19 protein-coding genes and 1 pseudogene are annotated in these 18,075 nt (G+C 38.4%); 4 read left to right on the top strand and 16 right to left on the bottom strand.

Annotated features, from left to right (window positions below; all coding sequences use genetic code 11):
* Nucleotides 1–280 precede the first annotated feature (280 nt).
* The 3 genes from AWM68_RS02385 to AWM68_RS02375 all read right to left on the bottom strand — a co-directional run bounded on the left by AWM68_RS02385 (nucleotide 281) and on the right by AWM68_RS02375 (nucleotide 3,856).
* A complete protein-coding gene (locus AWM68_RS02385; RefSeq protein WP_066236483.1) occupies nucleotides 281–2,491 on the bottom strand; it encodes a sensor histidine kinase in 2,211 nt (736 codons plus the stop codon).
* Nucleotides 2,469–3,161, bottom strand: coding sequence for a response regulator transcription factor (locus AWM68_RS02380; RefSeq protein ID WP_066236482.1), 693 nt, complete (start codon nucleotides 3,159–3,161; stop codon nucleotides 2,469–2,471). The genes AWM68_RS02385 and AWM68_RS02380 overlap by 23 nt, the downstream gene beginning before the upstream one ends.
* Nucleotides 3,162–3,634: 473 nt before the next feature.
* Nucleotides 3,635–3,856 carry a cyclase gene (locus AWM68_RS02375; protein WP_066236481.1) on the bottom strand — a complete coding sequence of 74 codons (222 nt, stop codon included), beginning with the start codon at nucleotides 3,854–3,856 and terminating at the stop codon, nucleotides 3,635–3,637.
* 155 nt (nucleotides 3,857–4,011) lie between these two features.
* Here AWM68_RS02375 and AWM68_RS02370 point away from each other — a divergent pair, with 155 nt between their 5' ends.
* From AWM68_RS02370 to AWM68_RS02360, 3 genes are all read left to right on the top strand, one after another.
* Nucleotides 4,012–4,977 (top strand): nucleoside hydrolase, encoded by a 966-nt coding sequence (locus tag AWM68_RS02370; protein ID WP_066236480.1) that lies wholly within the window; start codon nucleotides 4,012–4,014, stop codon nucleotides 4,975–4,977.
* A gap of 171 nt (nucleotides 4,978–5,148) precedes the next feature.
* Complete coding sequence (locus AWM68_RS02365) at nucleotides 5,149–5,805, top strand: DsbA family oxidoreductase (protein WP_269446775.1); 657 nt, start codon at nucleotides 5,149–5,151, stop codon at nucleotides 5,803–5,805.
* Between the two features lie 143 nt (nucleotides 5,806–5,948).
* Nucleotides 5,949–6,662, top strand: a complete 714-nt coding sequence (locus AWM68_RS02360; RefSeq protein WP_066236478.1) for a hypothetical protein — start codon at nucleotides 5,949–5,951, stop codon at nucleotides 6,660–6,662.
* A gap of 72 nt (nucleotides 6,663–6,734) precedes the next feature.
* Here AWM68_RS02360 and AWM68_RS02355 read toward each other — a convergent pair whose 3' ends face one another.
* Both AWM68_RS02355 and AWM68_RS02350 read right to left on the bottom strand, forming a co-directional pair.
* Complete coding sequence (locus tag AWM68_RS02355) at nucleotides 6,735–7,913, bottom strand: thermonuclease family protein (RefSeq protein ID WP_066236477.1); 1,179 nt, start codon at nucleotides 7,911–7,913, stop codon at nucleotides 6,735–6,737.
* Between the two features lie 346 nt (nucleotides 7,914–8,259).
* Nucleotides 8,260–8,742 (bottom strand): NUDIX hydrolase, encoded by a 483-nt coding sequence (locus tag AWM68_RS02350; RefSeq protein ID WP_066236476.1) that lies wholly within the window; start codon nucleotides 8,740–8,742, stop codon nucleotides 8,260–8,262.
* Nucleotides 8,743–8,919: 177 nt separating this feature from the next.
* On the opposite strand from AWM68_RS02350, the gene AWM68_RS02345 reads away from it, so the two are divergent.
* Entirely contained in the window at nucleotides 8,920–9,480 is a 561-nt protein-coding gene (locus AWM68_RS02345; protein WP_066236475.1) for a hypothetical protein, read from the top strand.
* On the opposite strand, the gene AWM68_RS02340 is transcribed toward AWM68_RS02345, so the two are convergent.
* The 11 genes and pseudogenes from AWM68_RS02340 to AWM68_RS02290 all read right to left on the bottom strand — a co-directional run bounded on the left by AWM68_RS02340 (nucleotide 9,481) and on the right by AWM68_RS02290 (nucleotide 17,525).
* The gene (locus AWM68_RS02340; RefSeq protein ID WP_066236474.1) at nucleotides 9,481–10,926 is read right to left on the bottom strand and encodes a PQQ-dependent sugar dehydrogenase; all 1,446 of its coding nucleotides are present in this window, start codon (nucleotides 10,924–10,926) and stop codon (nucleotides 9,481–9,483) included.
* Between the two features lie 131 nt (nucleotides 10,927–11,057).
* Nucleotides 11,058–11,777: a hypothetical protein gene (locus AWM68_RS02335; RefSeq protein ID WP_156488300.1), complete on the bottom strand. Its 720-nt coding sequence runs from the start codon at nucleotides 11,775–11,777 to the stop codon at nucleotides 11,058–11,060.
* A 70-nt stretch (nucleotides 11,778–11,847) separates the two neighbouring features.
* A complete protein-coding gene (locus AWM68_RS02330) occupies nucleotides 11,848–12,420 on the bottom strand; it encodes a histidine phosphatase family protein (protein WP_066236472.1) in 573 nt (190 codons plus the stop codon).
* Between the two features lie 182 nt (nucleotides 12,421–12,602).
* Nucleotides 12,603–13,427 carry a prephenate dehydratase gene (gene pheA, locus AWM68_RS02325; protein WP_066236471.1) on the bottom strand — a complete coding sequence of 275 codons (825 nt, stop codon included), beginning with the start codon at nucleotides 13,425–13,427 and terminating at the stop codon, nucleotides 12,603–12,605.
* A gap of 89 nt (nucleotides 13,428–13,516) precedes the next feature.
* Entirely contained in the window at nucleotides 13,517–14,599 is a 1,083-nt protein-coding gene (locus AWM68_RS02320; RefSeq protein WP_066236470.1) for a hypothetical protein, read from the bottom strand.
* A complete protein-coding gene (locus AWM68_RS02315; protein WP_066236469.1) occupies nucleotides 14,580–15,110 on the bottom strand; it encodes an RNA polymerase sigma factor in 531 nt (176 codons plus the stop codon). The genes AWM68_RS02320 and AWM68_RS02315 overlap by 20 nt, the downstream gene beginning before the upstream one ends.
* Before the next feature lie 436 nt (nucleotides 15,111–15,546).
* Nucleotides 15,547–15,836, bottom strand: a pseudogene (locus AWM68_RS21825) (VOC family protein); the annotation flags it as partial.
* On the bottom strand, nucleotides 15,823–16,299 hold the full coding sequence (locus tag AWM68_RS02305) for a GyrI-like domain-containing protein (protein ID WP_066236467.1): 477 nt from the start codon (nucleotides 16,297–16,299) through the stop codon (nucleotides 15,823–15,825). The gene AWM68_RS02305 and the pseudogene AWM68_RS21825, both read right to left, overlap by 14 nt.
* Before the next feature lie 15 nt (nucleotides 16,300–16,314).
* A complete protein-coding gene (locus tag AWM68_RS02300) occupies nucleotides 16,315–16,542 on the bottom strand; it encodes a hypothetical protein (RefSeq protein WP_066236466.1) in 228 nt (75 codons plus the stop codon).
* 132 nt (nucleotides 16,543–16,674) lie between these two features.
* Nucleotides 16,675–17,241: a GNAT family N-acetyltransferase gene (locus AWM68_RS02295; protein WP_082820529.1), complete on the bottom strand. Its 567-nt coding sequence runs from the start codon at nucleotides 17,239–17,241 to the stop codon at nucleotides 16,675–16,677.
* A complete protein-coding gene (locus AWM68_RS02290; protein WP_066236464.1) occupies nucleotides 17,193–17,525 on the bottom strand; it encodes a hypothetical protein in 333 nt (110 codons plus the stop codon). Before AWM68_RS02290 ends, AWM68_RS02295 begins: the two co-directional genes overlap by 49 nt.
* Between the last annotated feature and the right edge of the window lie 550 nt (nucleotides 17,526–18,075).

Here is an 18,075-nt window from a genome sequence, read left to right as displayed (position 1 = left end):
TCCTATCAAAATTTTTACAACTCCTACCCCTCTACTATTGTACCATCTACACAAAATTTAGAAAGAATTTTGCACTTAAAACTGTTTACAATGTTAACCAAAAAAAGTGCACTTCTCCTTTTTGAAGAAATGCACCCAATATCGGAAGCTATTTAGTTCGTATCAGAGATTTTGGGGAGGTTGCTCTTTTCTTTCACGTGAGGACTCCCTGCATTCTCTGCAAATCCAAAAATGCTATACAAAACAATCGTTATGCCTAAAAGCAGTTTCTTGTTCACTCTCATGATTCTATCGCATCCAATTCAATGGTCACTTTGAACAAATCGCCGTCTACATCAATATCCATGCTTCCTTCGTGAAGATCAACGATGGATTTTGCGATGGCCAATCCTAAACCAGATCCGTCAGTATGGCGCGACGTATCACCTCGTTTGAAACGCTCAAACAATTCTTCAATATTTCCGCCTAGTTCATATTTCGATACGTTTTTAAATGAGATCTGAACTTTATGGTCAACATGAGCGACCGAAACGTACACTCTTGTGTTTTCCATCGAGTATTTCAGAACATTCCCTATCAAGTTATCAAATACGCGCCACATCTTCTGACCATCCACATACGCGAAAAGGGGTTTAGTTGGTTCTGATGTTCGGAAAGTTAACGAAGATTCTTTGATTGTTTCGTTGTATTCGGCCATCGCCTGTTGAAGCAGCTGCACGATATCTACACGTTGTTTAGTAAGTTCAAGATTGCCGCTTGCCATTTTGGATACTTCAAACAAATCATCGATTAAAATCTTCAATCGCTTTGATTTTCGGTCAATGATCTCTAAGTAAGCATCATGGTCTTCTTTCGTTAACTCTTGTGACTTCATGAGCTCTGTGTACGTGATGATTGAAGTTAAAGGTGTACGGAGATCATGACTTACATTTGTGATTAATTCTGTTTTTAATCGTTCACTTTTTGCCTCAGCTCGTTTTGAAGTTTTCACACCATGTTTTAAGGCATTCAGATTCCCAGCAAGGAGCGCTAATGCTGAATTCCCCTTGTGTGGGAGGTCTTGCTCCATTTGTCCTGCCGCAAGTTCTTTGGAATGCTGAATGATTCGATTGAAAAATCCGATTCGTTTAAACAGATAAATCAGAACAGGGATGGTGACGATTACAAACAAAATCGCATAAAACGGAAAATGGATAGGATCCAAGAACACAACACCAGCACCAAATCCGGATAAAAAGATGACGATTAGTAGGAGCAGAATCTGAATCCCAACACTTCTGTTGTAAAAAGCCTCTGATCCTAATCGGTAAAACCAGCGTGACATTTTTAATAGAAATGCCTCTTTATACAAATGTTTCTGGCCAACCTCACGATAGATCCATACGAGTTGTACAAGGGTTAACCCTGTCATGAGTACCGCAAGCAGAAATTCGATGATTCCGCTACTAAACATAAAAGAGAAGTACAGGTTATCGTAGTTCTGCGCATTCGAAAACAGTGCAATCATCATAAAGAAAAAAGAAAGCAATAGACTTACAAGTTTGATATCAATCGGAATCACTTTGTATAGATCTCGTTTTTCTGAAGCCGCGATCACCTGTAGAGGGTGCAATCTTTTCGACCAAAACCATAATAGGACAAGCGCGAATAAACTCGCAATAGAGGTTACATAAAAGAATAGTTGTCTACTCTCATAATCTCTCTTTTGCTCTTTGATCCAGTTCCCTGCTGAAGCCGTATTCGGTATGGTAATGACACCTGAAAGCAACCTTGGCTTTTCGGCGATAAATTCGTACTCTGGATAATCCAAAAAGGAATAAGAACCATACACTTGCAGCGAGCCATTTCCTGATGAAGAATAATGTTTCGTAAACAAATTAGAAGACTTCTCTAGATCTTTCTCGCTGTTTGCATTCTTAACATTTGTAAAAACTTCTCCCGTTTTCACATCTTCTAGATAGTAGCTAAAACCGAGTAAGTTTGTATCGTAATTGGCGATGAAATCCTCTCTTTTGTTGAGAAAAGTGTCAATTTGTTTTTCCTTTTCTTTTATGACCTTCGCTTTGACATGTTCATCGCTTTTGAAGTTCTCCATGATATCATCAATTTTCTCGTCTCGTTCTTTTTCATAGAGCTTAACGACACTATCATTTCCTGCCGCATTCGCGTCATCAATTCTTCCCTGGTACTGATCTTTTAGGTTCGTAACTTGTTCAGATAATGTGCCATAGCGCGTCCGATGCTCCTCGATCTCTTCTTTCGACACCTTTATATCACGCTTTAATTCTTGTTCTGAAGAATGATTGAGATCAGCAACAGAAATGTATTCAATGTATTCATTCAAATGCATGTTGAAATCTTCTGTATGAAAATAATCTTTATTCAAGTACCAATGACTGTTGTCTAAAATGGATAGAATGCCGCTAACCCCAAAGGTCAACACCATAATCCACGCTATCATTTTTGTTCTACTTTTCCATCTTGTATCCAATTCCCCATACCACCTTTAAATACCTTGGATTTTTCGGGTCGATCTCAATTTTCTCTCTGATTTTACGAATATGCACCGCAACGGTATTTTCCGCGTTATAACTTGGCTCTTTCCATACCCGCTCGTAAATGTCTGTGATGGAAAAGACTCTTCCTGGATAACACATCAAGAGCTCCACGATCTTATATTCGATCGGCGTTAATTTGACAGACTCTCCGTTAACCGCAACTTCCTTCGCTTCTTTATCAAGCGTCAGTCCGTTCAGATTGATGAGCTCGGTCTTCCCTTCATATGTACCGAGTGTGACATACCGCCGAAGCTGGGATTTCACGCGAGCGATCAGCTCCAACGGATTAAAAGGCTTTGTGACATAATCATCTGCACCAATCTGCAGCCCCAGCACTTTATCTGTATCTTCACTCTTTGCACTTAGTATGATAATGGGTATATTTTTTTGTTCGCGAATTTTAAACGTGGTTGAAATGCCGTCTAATTTTGGCATCATCACGTCCATGACAATCAGATGGATCTGGTGCGTATCGAGCATCTCAATCGCTTCGATCCCGTCTTTGGCCTGGACAACCGTCAATCCCTCGTTTTTCAAATAAATCTCTATAGCATCTCTTATCTCTTTCTCATCATCTACAACCAGCACTGAAAACTCATTCATGTTCTCACTCTCCCTTCTGCATTATAGCATGGCATATATTTGAAATTACCTTCATTCTACACAGCATTCCTTTACAATTACTTAGCATAAATCTTAAGACTTTCTTAATTGTGATAACGAAAAAAGAGCACCTGGCCAGGAGCTCTTTCTTTACGATTCAATGGACTTATTAATGAACTTTGTGAAATAAGTAAAAAGTCCAATCAAATAAGACAAGTTTTCATATAGTAATAAAGAATAGAGACAGCGTATACTCTATTCCAAAATGATTTAATTATAGGGGATGTCGTGTATGAAAAGCTTAATTAGTATTTTGGATAACTTCTTGCAAAACAAAAAGGTTCGTAAAAGCAAGAAAAACAAAAAAAGAATCGGCTAAGTAAGTACTAAAAAAAGCTGCCCATGATTGGGTAGCTTTTTTTATTGTTTACATTCATTTACTTCTTCCATCTTCATGTAGAATTCATTGTGGCCTATTCTTCTGACGGTTTTCGTTTATGCTTTTCTTCAATGATCTTCTTGTTAAGAATTCTGACTTCACCAACCATTAACAGCCTCATGTCCTCCACGATGTACTTCGCTAATTCCTCATCAGATAGGTCATCTCCATCAAGATCCAGTCGAAATTCCTGTCCCTGAATCCCACCCCCATTTGTAAAATCAATTTCAAAGTCGAATTGAACTCTTTTGTCCATCATGAATCCTCCTTTTTTCCATTAAGTATACGTTATCGTTGTACAAACCCTTGTCATGTAAAGAAGATGTCACACATAAAATAACTTGTCTATCTTTTTTCTAATTAAGGTATATTCCATAATGTTATCTATGCTCTTTCATGAGGGGTGATTCCATGTATAACGTTTTGCTGTTTTGCGATCCAGGTGTTGATGATTCATTAGCCATTATGTATGCCCTTTTGAATCCCAAAATAAATGTGGTCGGCATTGTCTCAAGTTATGGAAACGTTACTCAACAACAAGCGATCCAGAATGTTGCTTATCTTCTTGAGCTTGCCGGAAGAAATGACATTCCGATCATCGCGGGGGCCAGAAGTCCGCTTAGCGGTGAGATCGCGATATTCTATCCTGAAATCCATGGCGAAGAGGGTTTAGGACCCATTCGTCCGCCAGATACGGTCCAACGTGAAGTCGTTAACTTTGATGAGATTTTTAAGATCATTGATAACTACGCCAACAATCTAGTGATTGTAGATGTAGGTAGATCTACGTCCCTTGCCATTGCTTTTTTATTGGGCGGTGAAGAAAAATTACAAAAGGTGAGGGCGTTTTATTGTATGGGAGGCGCGTTTTTGGTACCTGGGAACGTAACTCCTGTTGCGGAAGCGAATTTTCACGGCGATGCGATCGCGGCTAATATTGTAGTAAGCAAGTTGCGAAATGTCTTTATTACCCCGTTGAATGTTACGAATTATGCCATTATTAAACCTGAAAACATCCAGCAAATTACGTCTCAGCCCTTTAACAGGTTTACTCATCTGATCAAACCTATTTTTGATTACTACAACGCTGCATATAAAAAGCTCGATCCTAGCCTGACGGGCAGTCCTTTACATGATGTCTTCACCATATTTGCCTTAGCGAATCCAGAACAAGTACAATACGTTAAGCGCGAGGTTTCTGTATCTATTAATCTTGGTCATACAAAAGGAGAAAGCATCGCCGATTTCCGAGCAAGATCAAGCGAACAGGTGACACCATCTACCGATCATATCGCCATATCTTTCAATTACGAAGCATTTGTACAAGATTTCACGAATGTTATGACTAGCAGAATTAATCGGTGGGGTGCCTATTGAGGCAAAAATGAACTTTCATTTTTGTCTTTTTTTATTGGGCTTTTTATCCAAAATCAAACTGCGTGTAAAATCCCCTCCAACCTTTTATAATATAGAAGAAAACTGGTTTTGGAGGGATTGACGATGTTGCATATTGAAATGTGGACAGACTTTGCTTGACCATTCTGCTATATTGGCAAAAAGCGTCTGGAGGACGCTATCAAACAAGTTGATTATCCGATTGAAGTAACGTACCGATGCTTTGAACTGGATCCACACATGGACCGTGATGTAAAAGAAAGTATTTACGAAAAGCTCGCCAAGAAATATGGGATGAGTATAGATGATGCAAGAGCCAACTCACAAAACGTGGCTCAAACGGCAAAGGCTGCGGGGTTAGATTTTCAGTTTGATACGATGATTCTAACCAATACCTTTGATGCTCACCGCGTAACGATGTATGCTAAAAAGCATGGCAAAATGCGTGAGATGACAGAAAGGCTTCTTCAGGCTTACTTTACAGAATCCAAACATATTGGGAATCATGAAACATTAACTGAGCTTGCAGCAGAAGTTGGACTGAACCGTGATGAAGTGGCAGCGATGCTTGCAAGCGATGAGCTGGCAGACGATGTTCGTGCTGATGAAAAAACAGCCCAGCAATATGGCGTTACAGGGGTTCCGTTCTTCCTACTGAACAAGAAATACGCTTTAACAGGAGCCCAGCCAACCGAGGTGTTTGTTCAAGCACTGAAACAAGTCATTGCAGAAGATGGCATCACCGTTTTGAATGGTCAAGACGGCGGAGCTATTTGTGATGATGACGGTTGTGAAATCCCTGAAAAATAGGGTTTGTCTAGTCGTAAAATAAATAGCAAAAATGCTCAAGGTTCACAGTGATCCTTGAGTATTTTTTTATGCAGTACTGTTAAGTCCATTCGTTATAATAGCATTAATACTTCTACGCCATAACAGGATAAGGAGATTGAGCTATGCCCAACATAAAAGATATTGAATTGTACGTTCCAAAGAACAGAAAATTAAACTGGGCTTTTTTTCAAGAAACTAGATGTATGGCCTTTTTATATAGCCGCCTGTTGCCAAAACTAAATGGAAAAGAAAATAAGGGGATTCAGGTTTTTTGTGTTGAGAGCCTAGTATACAAAGAGCAAATTGATCGATTTGACTCTATCACATTTAACTACTTACCTGTTTTTGTTGAGGCAGATGTTGAAGCTTTCTTAGCGAATACCTCTGAGGAAGAAAAGAAAGAACACGCGCTCGAGATTGTACATAGAGGAATGAAACTCGCTGCTCATGAATTGAGCTGGGATCTTTCTGTTTTAGAAGACATCTATTATACGATTAAAGATCTAAAATATGAAAACATTTATCCCCTTTTGAAGAAGAGCAGTCCTAACAAAAAATACACGTGCACCATACTTTGTCATCATGAAGTAAAGAGCATTGATGTCTATTTGGAAGTTAAGAAAAGAAACGGAGGGGTTATCAAAAAAGAAAAACTCTTCTCTGTTGATAACACCTATGAACAGAATCTCTTTAGTGATTACGGCAGCCTGAAATGGATTCTTAATCATAAAGTGGAGTTTGCGGACAAGGATTACAAAACCGTGTATACGCTGACATTTCTTGAAAAGGATACACCTGAAGATTTGGTGTGGAGGATAGACAAAACTCGAAAGTAAATTATTGTTTGACCAACATTACTATGCAAGAATGCTCAAGGTACAAGTGACCCTGAGCATTTTTTAAATCCATTAACGTTCACACGCAAAGTTATCTTTGTCTCGATCATGCTTTGGTGCATAAGCAGGGTGTGTGGAAGGTACACCGTTCGGGTATACTTTACGCAACTCTGTGCAGTTTTGATAATATTCTGCTTTAGGAGCTGGTGCTGGTGCTGGTTTGGGCTGGCTCGTAGACGTTGAATTAGAACCTGAAGAACTTGGCTTAGTTGGAGTTGTCGCAACAGCCGTTGACTTTTGTTCTTTCGGATCTAAATCCCCTTTAGTTGTTCCGTTCGCACCGAATGCCCACAACCCAACATTCTTCCCTCGAGCTTCTCTTGCAAACTTCACGAAAACATCGCTGTACTTCACGTCTGGTGCGTACGTCGATGGTTCTGCGTAACCATTCAATACTAACTTCGCATTAAACATCTTATTGCGGATTTCATTTTCATCTCTATCGTTACTTGGAACGGCTAACCAAACAAATCTTAAATAGCGGCTGTATCGATCGGTTTCAGAAACATCTTTTTGAATCCATACTTTCTTACCTTGTAATTCTTTTGTTGTGTAATTGCTGGCTTCTTTTCCATACTCTTCGTGTCTTGTTGTGGACTCAGGTGTATTCACACCAATCAGTCGTACCTTTCTTCTGTCTGATAACTCAATCGTATCTCCATCCACAACTCGTGAAACTGTCACAGCTTCCAAACCAAATTTTTGAGCAAGATTTTTTTGCTCGTTCGCTTTTTTCTCAGCAGCTGCTTTTGCTTCAGCTTCTTCCTTCGCTTTAGCTTCTGCTTTGGCTTTTTCTTCAGCAGCGACCTTTGCTTTAGCTTCTTCTTCTTTTTTCTTAGCTGCCGCTTCTTCCTCTGCTTTTTGATCAGCTTCTTTTCTAGCTTCTTCTTTCTTCTCTTTTTCTTCCGCTTTTTTCGTTTCTACACTCGCAAGTTGACTTTTTTGACTCTCAGATGCCGTTTGTTCAACAGGCTCACTAAGCGCAATTCCAAGTATAAACGTTAAGATTAAACCTGTAGCTGTCATCCAACCTGGTTTTGAAAAGATCAAGTTTCCTTTTCGTTTTTGTGAACCCAAATATAAACCTGCAGCAACGATCAACGTTCCAATCAACGCAAATGGCGTAATGATGGCCATAAATAAGGTAAAAAGAATCGCTAACACACTTAAGATTAAACGGATTATTCTCATTACTAACCTCTTTTATTATGTTTTATTTTCTCGGTATAACCTAACTCATTTATATGAAAAAGGACTCAATCAAACAACAACTGTTTATTAGTAAAAAACACCGATCTCCTTCCTAAACTTCCAATTAAGTTTCGTTAACAAAGTTTACTAGAATAATATACCAGATAATTATTTACTATAACACCCTAAAACTACTAAATATTACCGAAAATATTTAAGTTATCATTTATTATTCAAAGAAAGCCTTGATCATTTAAGATTCGAGATTAAATGTACCTCTTCTTCATAAAAAAAGAGAAGGCGACTCAATGTGAGCCACCTTCTCCTCAAGGGTACAATCGTTCAACTAAACCGTTCTTTCCACCTTCACTTCAAAATTCGGCTTTGTCACATATTCCTTATAATGAACCTGTCCATCTTTGTTCAAGTAATCCAGATACCGTGTGTGGTACGCCTCACCTGTAAGCAAATCTAGTACTTCATCTTTCGCCACCCAGCGGCTGTCCGTTGTTTCGTCTGACACGCTAAGTTTTCCTCCGACCGGTTTACAAACAAAGTCGAACATTACTTTCGTCGGAATGTCTGTTACCCCATCATGCCATTTGTATTGTGCTGTGTTGGAATACACTCCGACCAAATGCGAAACGGTCACATCCATTCCACTCTCTTCTTTTACTTCTCGAACGAGAGCATCCATCAAGTTTTCTCCTGCTTCGACCTGCCCGCCAGGAAACACCCATCCGTTATGATGCGTTTTTACCAAAAGAATGTTTCCGTTATCATCCTCAACAAGTCCGCCTACTGCCACAATATGTGTTGGCATTGCCATCATCATGACCTCCTATCGATCTTTAACATCCTACTTCATCATAGCCGCATTTAGTATATTTTCCCATAATAGAAAAATGATAGATTCATGATACATGGATAAAAAAGTAGTTCCACCTCTTATGTCTGAATAATGTATTGTATGGAATAAAAACCGTCTTCAAGAAGAGGTGGATATATGTGTATTTTTCGATCCGTTACAGAGGAAGTTCGATTAGCTCGTATTTCATTTCGAAAACAAACTCGTGTAAAGAGACTCGTTTTAGGGTCTTTTCTTGCCTGTATCGCTGCTACCCTTCAAACAGCAGGTGGCTTCTTACCTGGGATCGGCTATTTTATCAGTCCATTTGCCACTTTACCTATTTTGTTGGGTAGCTTGTTTTCCCTGCAGATGGGGATAATGTCTTATTTTCTTACCATTCCACTGCTGCTTATAGTATTTCCAAGTGAACTTTTTATTTTTCCATTAACTACAGGATTGTTAGGAGTTGGAATTGGCGCTGGGTTTTACTTTTTTAAAAAGAGATGGAGCGTCATTTGTATAGGTGCCCTCACCTTAACGTTAGGCATTATGATCCTACTGTATGTTTTCCACTTTCCCGTTCTTGGTCCTGTCGCATCCCATTCCTTTTCATTCCTTACAGCTGGAAGTATTTTGATATTTTCATTTCTTTATAGCTGGTTATGGGTGGAATTGGGTATACTCTTTTTCAAAAAGTTCAAGCCCTTCATCCTATAATCATGGAACAATCTCAAAGACCGTGCCTTTGTTATAATCGTTGACACTATTAGAACCGTAAACTCCTAAAAATAATCTCGTTTGGTTCATGTTACTTCCCAAACTTACGTAGAACGAGGATTCAGATCCATAATTATATTGAGTGTCTATTATGCTGTAATCATTGAATTGACCATCTGCTCTTACCTTCGTATACGCTAAAGTCCCACTAACTGGTGGCGTGGAGTCTTCCAGTGCAAAATCGGTAAACACAACACTTCCTGTTAACTGAGGAATGCTATTTCCCATATAAGACTGAACGCCTGTAAGGGCACTTCCGCTAAATTTACCGGGCCGAGGATCTTCATGAAAATAACTCGTCAGAGGCTGCAGTCGCTTTACTAACGTTTTTATCGCGTCATCGTAATAGGCGATTGTTTTCTTTTCTATGGATGAATTTGTCGAGCAATCATTTATAAGTGTAGTTGGAAAAATACCTTCCCATCCTCTCCAGCCCAAGTTAATAAAACCTTCATTGTGCTGTTGGGCATTCATTAAATAAGCTTGAACAAGCTGAGTAACCGGAATGGGTTGATAATGAACAAAAGAAAAGATGGATTCTACCAGATCCTGACCGACCTGGCCTACATATTTAATAAATTGATTGTGATAAGACCGTTGGTAGGAGATGCCAGGAATATTGCGTACGCCTTTTGCCATTACAGAAAGCGTACGCTGAATCGGTTCGGGAAGTTCATGAAAACGTGTTACGACTGGCGGATTCATTGTGAATACTTGCTGATTCACATCCATTTCTATGATTTTACCTGCAATCTCCATATCATCTTGGCTTAAATGAAATGGATCATAACCCGATCCACCATCTCCAGTTGTTAGAACAAGTTTTCCTGTCTCAGGTGAAAAGTTTAAGCTATTCACACCATTATGATTAAAAAATGGCCTTCTTATGTTAAGCAATGTTCGCCGTTTTTGAGGTTGCCCAGTTGATTGTAAAGTCCATTCCTCAACCGTATCCACATGATCAAAATTTGTTTCTCTGTTGGTCCACTTTAAATTTAAGGTTTCAGGGTTACATGGGTCTGGACTGAAAAACTTAGGAAGAGCATCTCGACCATCACCCGAAGTAGAAAACGCACCCGGGCCTTGTGTCCCTGCTACTGAATAATGAAGATAAAACAGACCATTGTAAGAAAAACGAGGATGAAACGCTAAACCGAGCAATCCTCTTTCATCATATTTACCGCCAGCAACACCCAGCTTTATGATTTGGGAACGTATATCTAAAAATGTGTTCATCCGTCCGTTTCCTACGTAAAAAATCTCTCCTACTTGGGTTGCAATAAATAATGTTTCCACCGATTCACCTGGCAGTATGGCTGTTTTGATGACAACAGGCAAATTTATGTTACTCACGATAGGCCGTAATCTCACCTTCACTTTTTCCATCTAATCCTTACACTCCCCCCTTATTGTTTCTTTTTAAGAATATTGTTTGCACGCTTCGAATAGTCCATATTCTTAGTTGCTTTGTAAGCCTCTTAGTCACAAAAAAGAAGATTCTCTAGCTTTACTAAAAGCTATGAATCTTCTCCTTGTATGCTGGTATACTTCGTTAAAGCATCAAACAAAAATTCCTTGTTATAGTTCGCTTTTTGATGGATTACATTTACCCAATGATGGATATCCTCTGTTTGATCCTCTTTATGTAACCCTATGTTGGTGCTTAAGAAGCTCTCCCAATTGTAAAATTCCCAGTGAGCGGTCTCTTCTTGATACGGAACTCTGCATTCAAATAACGGCTTTGGGCGGATTAGATTCTGTGAATACTCTGCACCAAGTAAAAAATCATTCATTTCAATGGGATGAAGATTAAATACTTGTTTAGAGAACTTACCATTTGGTCGATGATATAGAATTTCCACCGAATTGTTCTTTTCAGGTTGTACTTGAATGTCAGCTCCTGGAAAGAATCCTCGCAATCTATCATTCGTATAATCTTCATTTCTCGTTTCAATCATTATCGGGCACAGCCATTGGTCACCTAAATCGCACAGAAAACGATTGCCTTGATTATCTAGCGCAACAACAGCCACATGTGCGTGTTCTGTATGAAATCGTGAGCCAATAAGAAATGCGGAAATTCCGTCCTTCTTAAATTCATCAAGTAACCAGAGAGCAAGATCAAAGCAGTTCCCTGTAATGCCATACTGATGTCTATGTTCTTTCATGAGAGATACTTCCCTTTGCTTGGTGGATGTTCCTTTATGGAAATACCAAGCCTTCGTTAATGTTTCCATAGGAAAATCATTGAATTTACGCCATGTTTCCAGTATTTCAGCTGAAGGAATCACCACTATTCACCTCCTTTTATTGCACATCCCAAAGTCTTTTCACATCTACTAAATCCTTTTCTTTGAATTCCAATCTATAGAGATCTGGTTTTGTTGTACGCTGTAAAAACTCCAAGTCAAACGTGCTATCGAAATAACCCATGATCAACGTCATGACAGCTCCGTGAGTACCTATTACGATATTTTTATCACGATATTTGTCTAATAGCTCATTTATAACTTCTATAGCCCTTTTTTGACAGTCATCATTGGATTCGCCGCCTTCTAAGGCGAAAGTAGATTCCTTAAACGATTTCTCCAATAGTGGAGCCAATTGTTTATCAGAAATACGATTATCTTCAGAAGAAAACTTTCTTTCTTTTAAGTCTTCATATATTACAACTTCTTGTCCTAATTGATCAGCTATCTTTTTGACTGTTAAGATGGAACGTCTATATGGACTTGAGACAACGGCATTAATTTTTTCAGATTTCAAAATGTCTGTTATCAATTGAGAATCTGAATAACCCTTTGGCGTTAATCCTCTTGTACGTTCATTACCTTCTTTTGGCGAATCACAGTGTCTTACCATATAAACGTATGTACTCATCATTTCTTACCTCCGTACATTTATAAAATCAGGAAAATATGATCGAGCTTATCTACTAATTATATCTCAAATGGAAGATAAATACAGAGTTTCCAGCACTCCAACTACTTCAGTCATTATCTAAAAAGCAGTGCGGATTCATTTACGAATCGCACTGCTTTTTAGATTTACTGAAAGCACACTCATAGCTTTGTCGTATTATAGCTTCCTAACACTCGTACATCGTGTCCGAACGCCTGCAGAATCGTGATCGCTTTGTTCATCTTCTCTTCATGTAGACCGTTTTGCGCTTCTACAAAAAAATGATACGTGCCTAATTGTTTCTTCGTTGGACGCGATTCAATCCATGTTAAATTGATGGAGAGCGCCGTAAACACGTTTAAGATGGATGATAAGACACCTGAATAATCTTCTGTCGGTGAGATCAGCAGCATGGTTTTCGTTTTCGGCTCACTGACTTCCGTGTTTTCTTTACTGATTACCACAAAACGCGTGTGATTGTTGGCGTTATCTTGAATGCCGCTTTTTGTGATTTGCAAATCAAACACTTCGGCTGCATATTTAGAGGCGATCGCCGCCACGTCTTTTCGTTCTTGATTTTTCACAGCTTGTGCGGCGGCAGACGTACTGTCGAACTGTCTGCTTTTCACTTTGGATTTTCTAATAAAATCTCTGCATTGCGCGAGTGCTGGTACGATCGACCACACTTCACTTATTTCATCTAAGGCAGCTCCTTTTAATGTAAGAAGATGAAGAGAAACAGGAAAAATGATTTCCGCTTCTACAAAAAGGTCATGCCTGAGCAAACCGTCTGCCGTGATGTTGATCGTGCCTTCTATCGAGTTTTCGATTGGAACAATTCCTTTATCTGCGATGCCTTCCTCAACTGCTTCAAGAACATCAACAATGGAATCACACTTGTGCCAATCGTTCTGTTGATCAGCAAAGTAACGCAAGGCAGCTTCTTCTGAGAAACTTCCTTGTGGACCTAAATATGCTACTTTCATTTCGAGGTAACGCCTGCCTTTTAGTTTTTCATATCAGTATACAACGATTGAAGCGATACACCAACCGTTATTACCTAAAAGGAACTGAATTATTTCACATCAACGACTACGTAACCGAATCTTTTTGTACCGAAATATGCATCTAGCCGCCAGATTCCTGGCTTACTGAACTTCAGATTACTCGGAACAGAATGAATCGAACCGACTTCTGCATCCCCCGTCAATGGGCTATCTTTTGGCATATCATACGACCACACCAGCCTTTCTTGATTCGTTCCAGCACTTTGAACGAGCACCTTTTCTTTTTCTCCAGTCTCTTTATTTGTCGCTGTTACTTTAAAGTCGCCATTTGATAAGGTTTCGACCTCGTTAGAGCTTCCAAAGAAATGCCAAATATACTTATCTGTTTTCCCAGCGTTAAAGTCAGGTCCCGAAATGCCGAGTTTGTCTTTTTCACCAAGCAGTACGGCAAACGTAGGGGTTGCAAATTCAGTGGACAGTGACCAATGCTCTGTACCTTCAATCCATTTTCCATCTTTATAGATTTTAAATGACCGCGCCAGATCATCTGCCGTTTCTTCATTAAAGAAAGGGGTATGAAAGTACACGTGGTAGTTTAATTGGCTGTTAGGCGATGTAAAGTAATAATGAAGGATTTGCGTCACTTCCATTGTTTTTTGATGATCTACCGTGAAGGTTGTTTGGTAGTTATAACTATCCAGCTTTTCACTCGTAAAAATATGCTGCTTATTCATACTTTTAACCATTTCGTCCTCATTTAATGGCTCAATGCCGCCTACTGTTTTCCCATCCGTCTTAAAAAGTACAGATCCATTCTCATTTTCTTTTAGCGAAAAATCTTTGCTCTCCTTAATACTAAACGTCTCATCTCCATTCATAAACTGCTCAATTCCAGATTGAATTCTGGTATTTGTTCCCGCTGGAGCTTCTGTTGTCTGATTCATCACAAAAAAGCTTGCACTCAATAAAAAGATCAAAAGCACAAACACACTCAATACGGGTTTGTAGAATTTTAAAAAGTGAAACGGTATTTTTTTCTGTTTTAATTGAGCAAGTTCTCCCGCTATTAATCTCTTTTTATCATCTTCCATTTGATAGGTTTTAAAGTTCTTCAGTTCACTCATTACCCGTTCATCCGTTAATCGTTTCAATGTAATCACTCCACTTCTCGAGCTTCAGCTTTTTCTTTAGCGACTGAATGGCCCTGTGATAGGTAAGATTCACTTTGGCAGTTTTCCATTGCAGAATTTGAGAAGCTTCTTCAGGAGAATAGTCCAAGATCCCCCTTACAATCACAACGTCTCTGTACGATGACTTCAATTCATTTATGGCTTTATAGAGCTCGGTTTTTCGTTCATCTTCTAACACCCATTCTTGGGGAAGTTTATCTTTTTCGGTAAAGAGATTCAAAAGATTTGAAAGAAGTAGCTGTTGTCGTTTCTTTTTGCGGATGTGGTCGATCGCGATATTTCTTGCAATAGAGATCAGCCATGTTTTTGGATCAGAACGCCTCTCAAATTGGTGCATATGCTTATAACCTTTTATAAAAACTTCCTGTACGATGTCCTCGACGTCTTTTGTGCCCAGATAATAAATGAGAAAATTATAAATGTCATTGTGGTAATCATGAAACCACCTCTGTATCATGTCATGGTTTTTCATGGCCTCTCTCCCTCTGTACGAGATCTTTCAATTATTAGACGTCTGCACGCTCACTTAATTTCACCTGTCTATCATAATTTTACATAAATTATCCAGTTATTGTCTGTGCCAAAAAAAAGAACCAATTCGATAATTGTAACGAGTTCTCTTTTGGATCAGAAAATTGTAATTCGCAAGCCTTCTAGCAGGAGAAATCGTACAATAATATGTAAATGACCAAAAAAAACGACCAGATTTTTGTCTGGTCGTTTCAGTCTTCTTTGACTTTACAACTAATACTTTTAATAATCATTTGTTGTTATCCAGTTCCATTCCCATAATCACATAAGATTTTCCTGTTGCTCCGTTTGGTAAGAAAGGTTCTTTAATAACCCTCCAATTCAAAGTTCTATACAATGATTTAGCAGGGATATTATCTCGTTGTGTAGTTAGAATGGAATTCACGATGCATTGTCTCTAACGCTTCAATCCCATTCACTTCAAACTTAACGAGAAACGTTCTTCTCCGTTGAAATCATTAAAGTTAGAGGTTTGTCCCTGGTGCAACCTTACTAAAAAAATGCTTTGATCTGCAAGGTTAAGAATCGCCTTATCTTCATCTAGGTTCAATCCTGCACCTAGTTTATTAACATACCAATCTTTGGAGCTAATAATGTCATAAACTGGAATATAGGTTGTACCCACTCTTTGTAATTTTTCTTTATAATTAGCTTTATTTGATCGTATCTAGCAGCTCTACCTTAAGATTATTCGAGTCTTCCCAAGATTGAAAGATCTCGATGTGCCAGGAGTTTTTTAGCCTTTTATGACCGTTTTCCTCAGCCCATTGATGCAGTTCATCATATGCTTCAAATATTTGTTGATTTGATCCTTGAAAGTTTGCAGCAGCATACCTTTGAGGTGGAATTGTTTTGATTACCATATCTTTTGGAATATCTTCAAACTTCTCCACTTCCACACAGACCCAATACCCGTCTTCTTCTTCTTTTTTTGAATCAACGAAAAAAGCTCCAAACTGAATTTCTTTGTTCAACAGGTGTTTAATCTCTATCAACCGATTGTCCAATGATTTTGCGGCTTTAGGAATCTCGTTTTTGTATTCGTTGTTTGCACACAACACTCTAAATCCAACAAGCTTGAGTTCGCTAACTTCTTTTACAGATAGGTTCTGTATCAGCTGAACCTTCATAATTATTATTCCTCCTTAATTGACCCATTTCTCTGCATAGTAGTTCTTCATAAAGTTATGTAGCGTCTCTAAACACTTCACACCTCCTGTCTCAGCATCTTTTGTTTTGTTTAAGAGGTGGACACCAATACTTGCATTCTCTTCTTTTGATGGATAACCACCGTGTGAAAAAGGAAACAACTCAAGAAGTTCAACAAACGCATCGATGAATATAGCGTATTGTTTTAGTGCATCCGACGCCAACTTTCTGACACCTCGCTCTACTATGTTATGCTAATTGTTTATTAATTGGAAACCGTCTCCCTCTCTTAAACTTTATTTGTTTCAGTTAAATTTGATATTCAACATTCCTGTACGTTTGTTGAATAAAGTATTTTATAAAGTAGATACATTCCATTTTTCTATATCTTTAAATCCTAATCGTTTATATATTCGTCCTGCTTCAGCGTTATCATAAAATAGGCAGAGCGTCTTCCCTTCCTTTTGGAGGTCATAAATTAAATTCTCCAAGCATTTAGTAGCGTACCTTTTGTTCTTCTGTGATTTTAATGTACAAACAGCAGAAATCATCGCGGAGAGACTATTTTCACAAACCGTTGAAGCGGATGATACATATTCACCATCGTTTTCAATAACATAATTTCTGAACCATCCTTTTGTGATGTTTTGGGCAATCACTTCTGGATTATGGTTATCACCTTCAAATTCTGGCACTTTCATATATAAATCAACAATTTTGTTAACATTACTTTCAGTAGCAAGAAAAACATCTGCATTCTTTTGAACGTTTCTTTGATCTGTACTTTTCAATTCAGCATATAAATAACTGCGGCTGTTTTTTACGGGTTTAACCAAGTAACGCTTTACTTTTTCTGTAATACTTTCAATACCCACTAATGTATTGGCATTCTCATCATTCGAAATAATGGAAACGAAACCCATAATGTCAAAATTACCAATACCAAAAGGAGCATATTTATCCTTAAATTTATATAGAATTCCTCATTGAATTCATCATAATCTCCCCAAATGACTTGTAACTCACTATTAAAACCAAATGCTTCAATCCCCCACAAAATGAATAGATTTTCGCAAGGTTTTTGTTTTAATAGATTATACATACTTTCTAAATCCCCACTGTTTAACATTCTTATCATTGGATCATATTCCCCTTTATCAAACATTACCTCAACAATACTGATACCTACTTCAATAAAATAAGGCACTTCTCCTTCCTGAAGAAATGCCCTCGTTACCTAATCCACTTACTGTTCTATTTCACAAGTAATCAGTGGTTTTAACCAAACCCCTGTATACCAAGAAAAAAACTGCAATGAATTTCGCTGCCTTTTATAGTGCTAATTGCTATGCGATTTGGTTTGTTTTTTCTTGATTTCTCCTTCAAAAGAGAACCCTTTAAGATAAACAGTCAATTCTTTCTGTTTTAGTACTATGAAAGTTAATTAGGCACCATCGTAATTTTAAAGCTGATCATGTTTTACGGTACGTGTTCTTTTATTTATTACACGTTCGCTCAGTTGTCCTTACTTTTCGCTCAGTCGAGTGGGGTTTTCGCTCAGTCAGAGGTCAATTTCGCTCACAACACAGCTGTTTTCGCTCAATAGCGTGAATTATAGGTTTCCACCTTACTCCAATCCCCGACAATATGGTGATATCACCTTAATTTTATGAATTAAACATGATATTTTTAGGAATGCCGTGAGATTTAACAAGAAATCAGCAGCAAAGTCCTGTTTTTTTGCTTACTCACACTAA

It is taken from the genome of Fictibacillus phosphorivorans, assembly GCF_001619875.1.
In the GTDB taxonomy this organism is placed as follows: Bacteria; Bacillota; Bacilli; order Bacillales; family Fictibacillaceae; genus Fictibacillus; species Fictibacillus phosphorivorans_B.
Note: the sequence above shows the minus strand (reverse complement) of the source record. Positions and strands in the feature narration are given on the sequence as shown.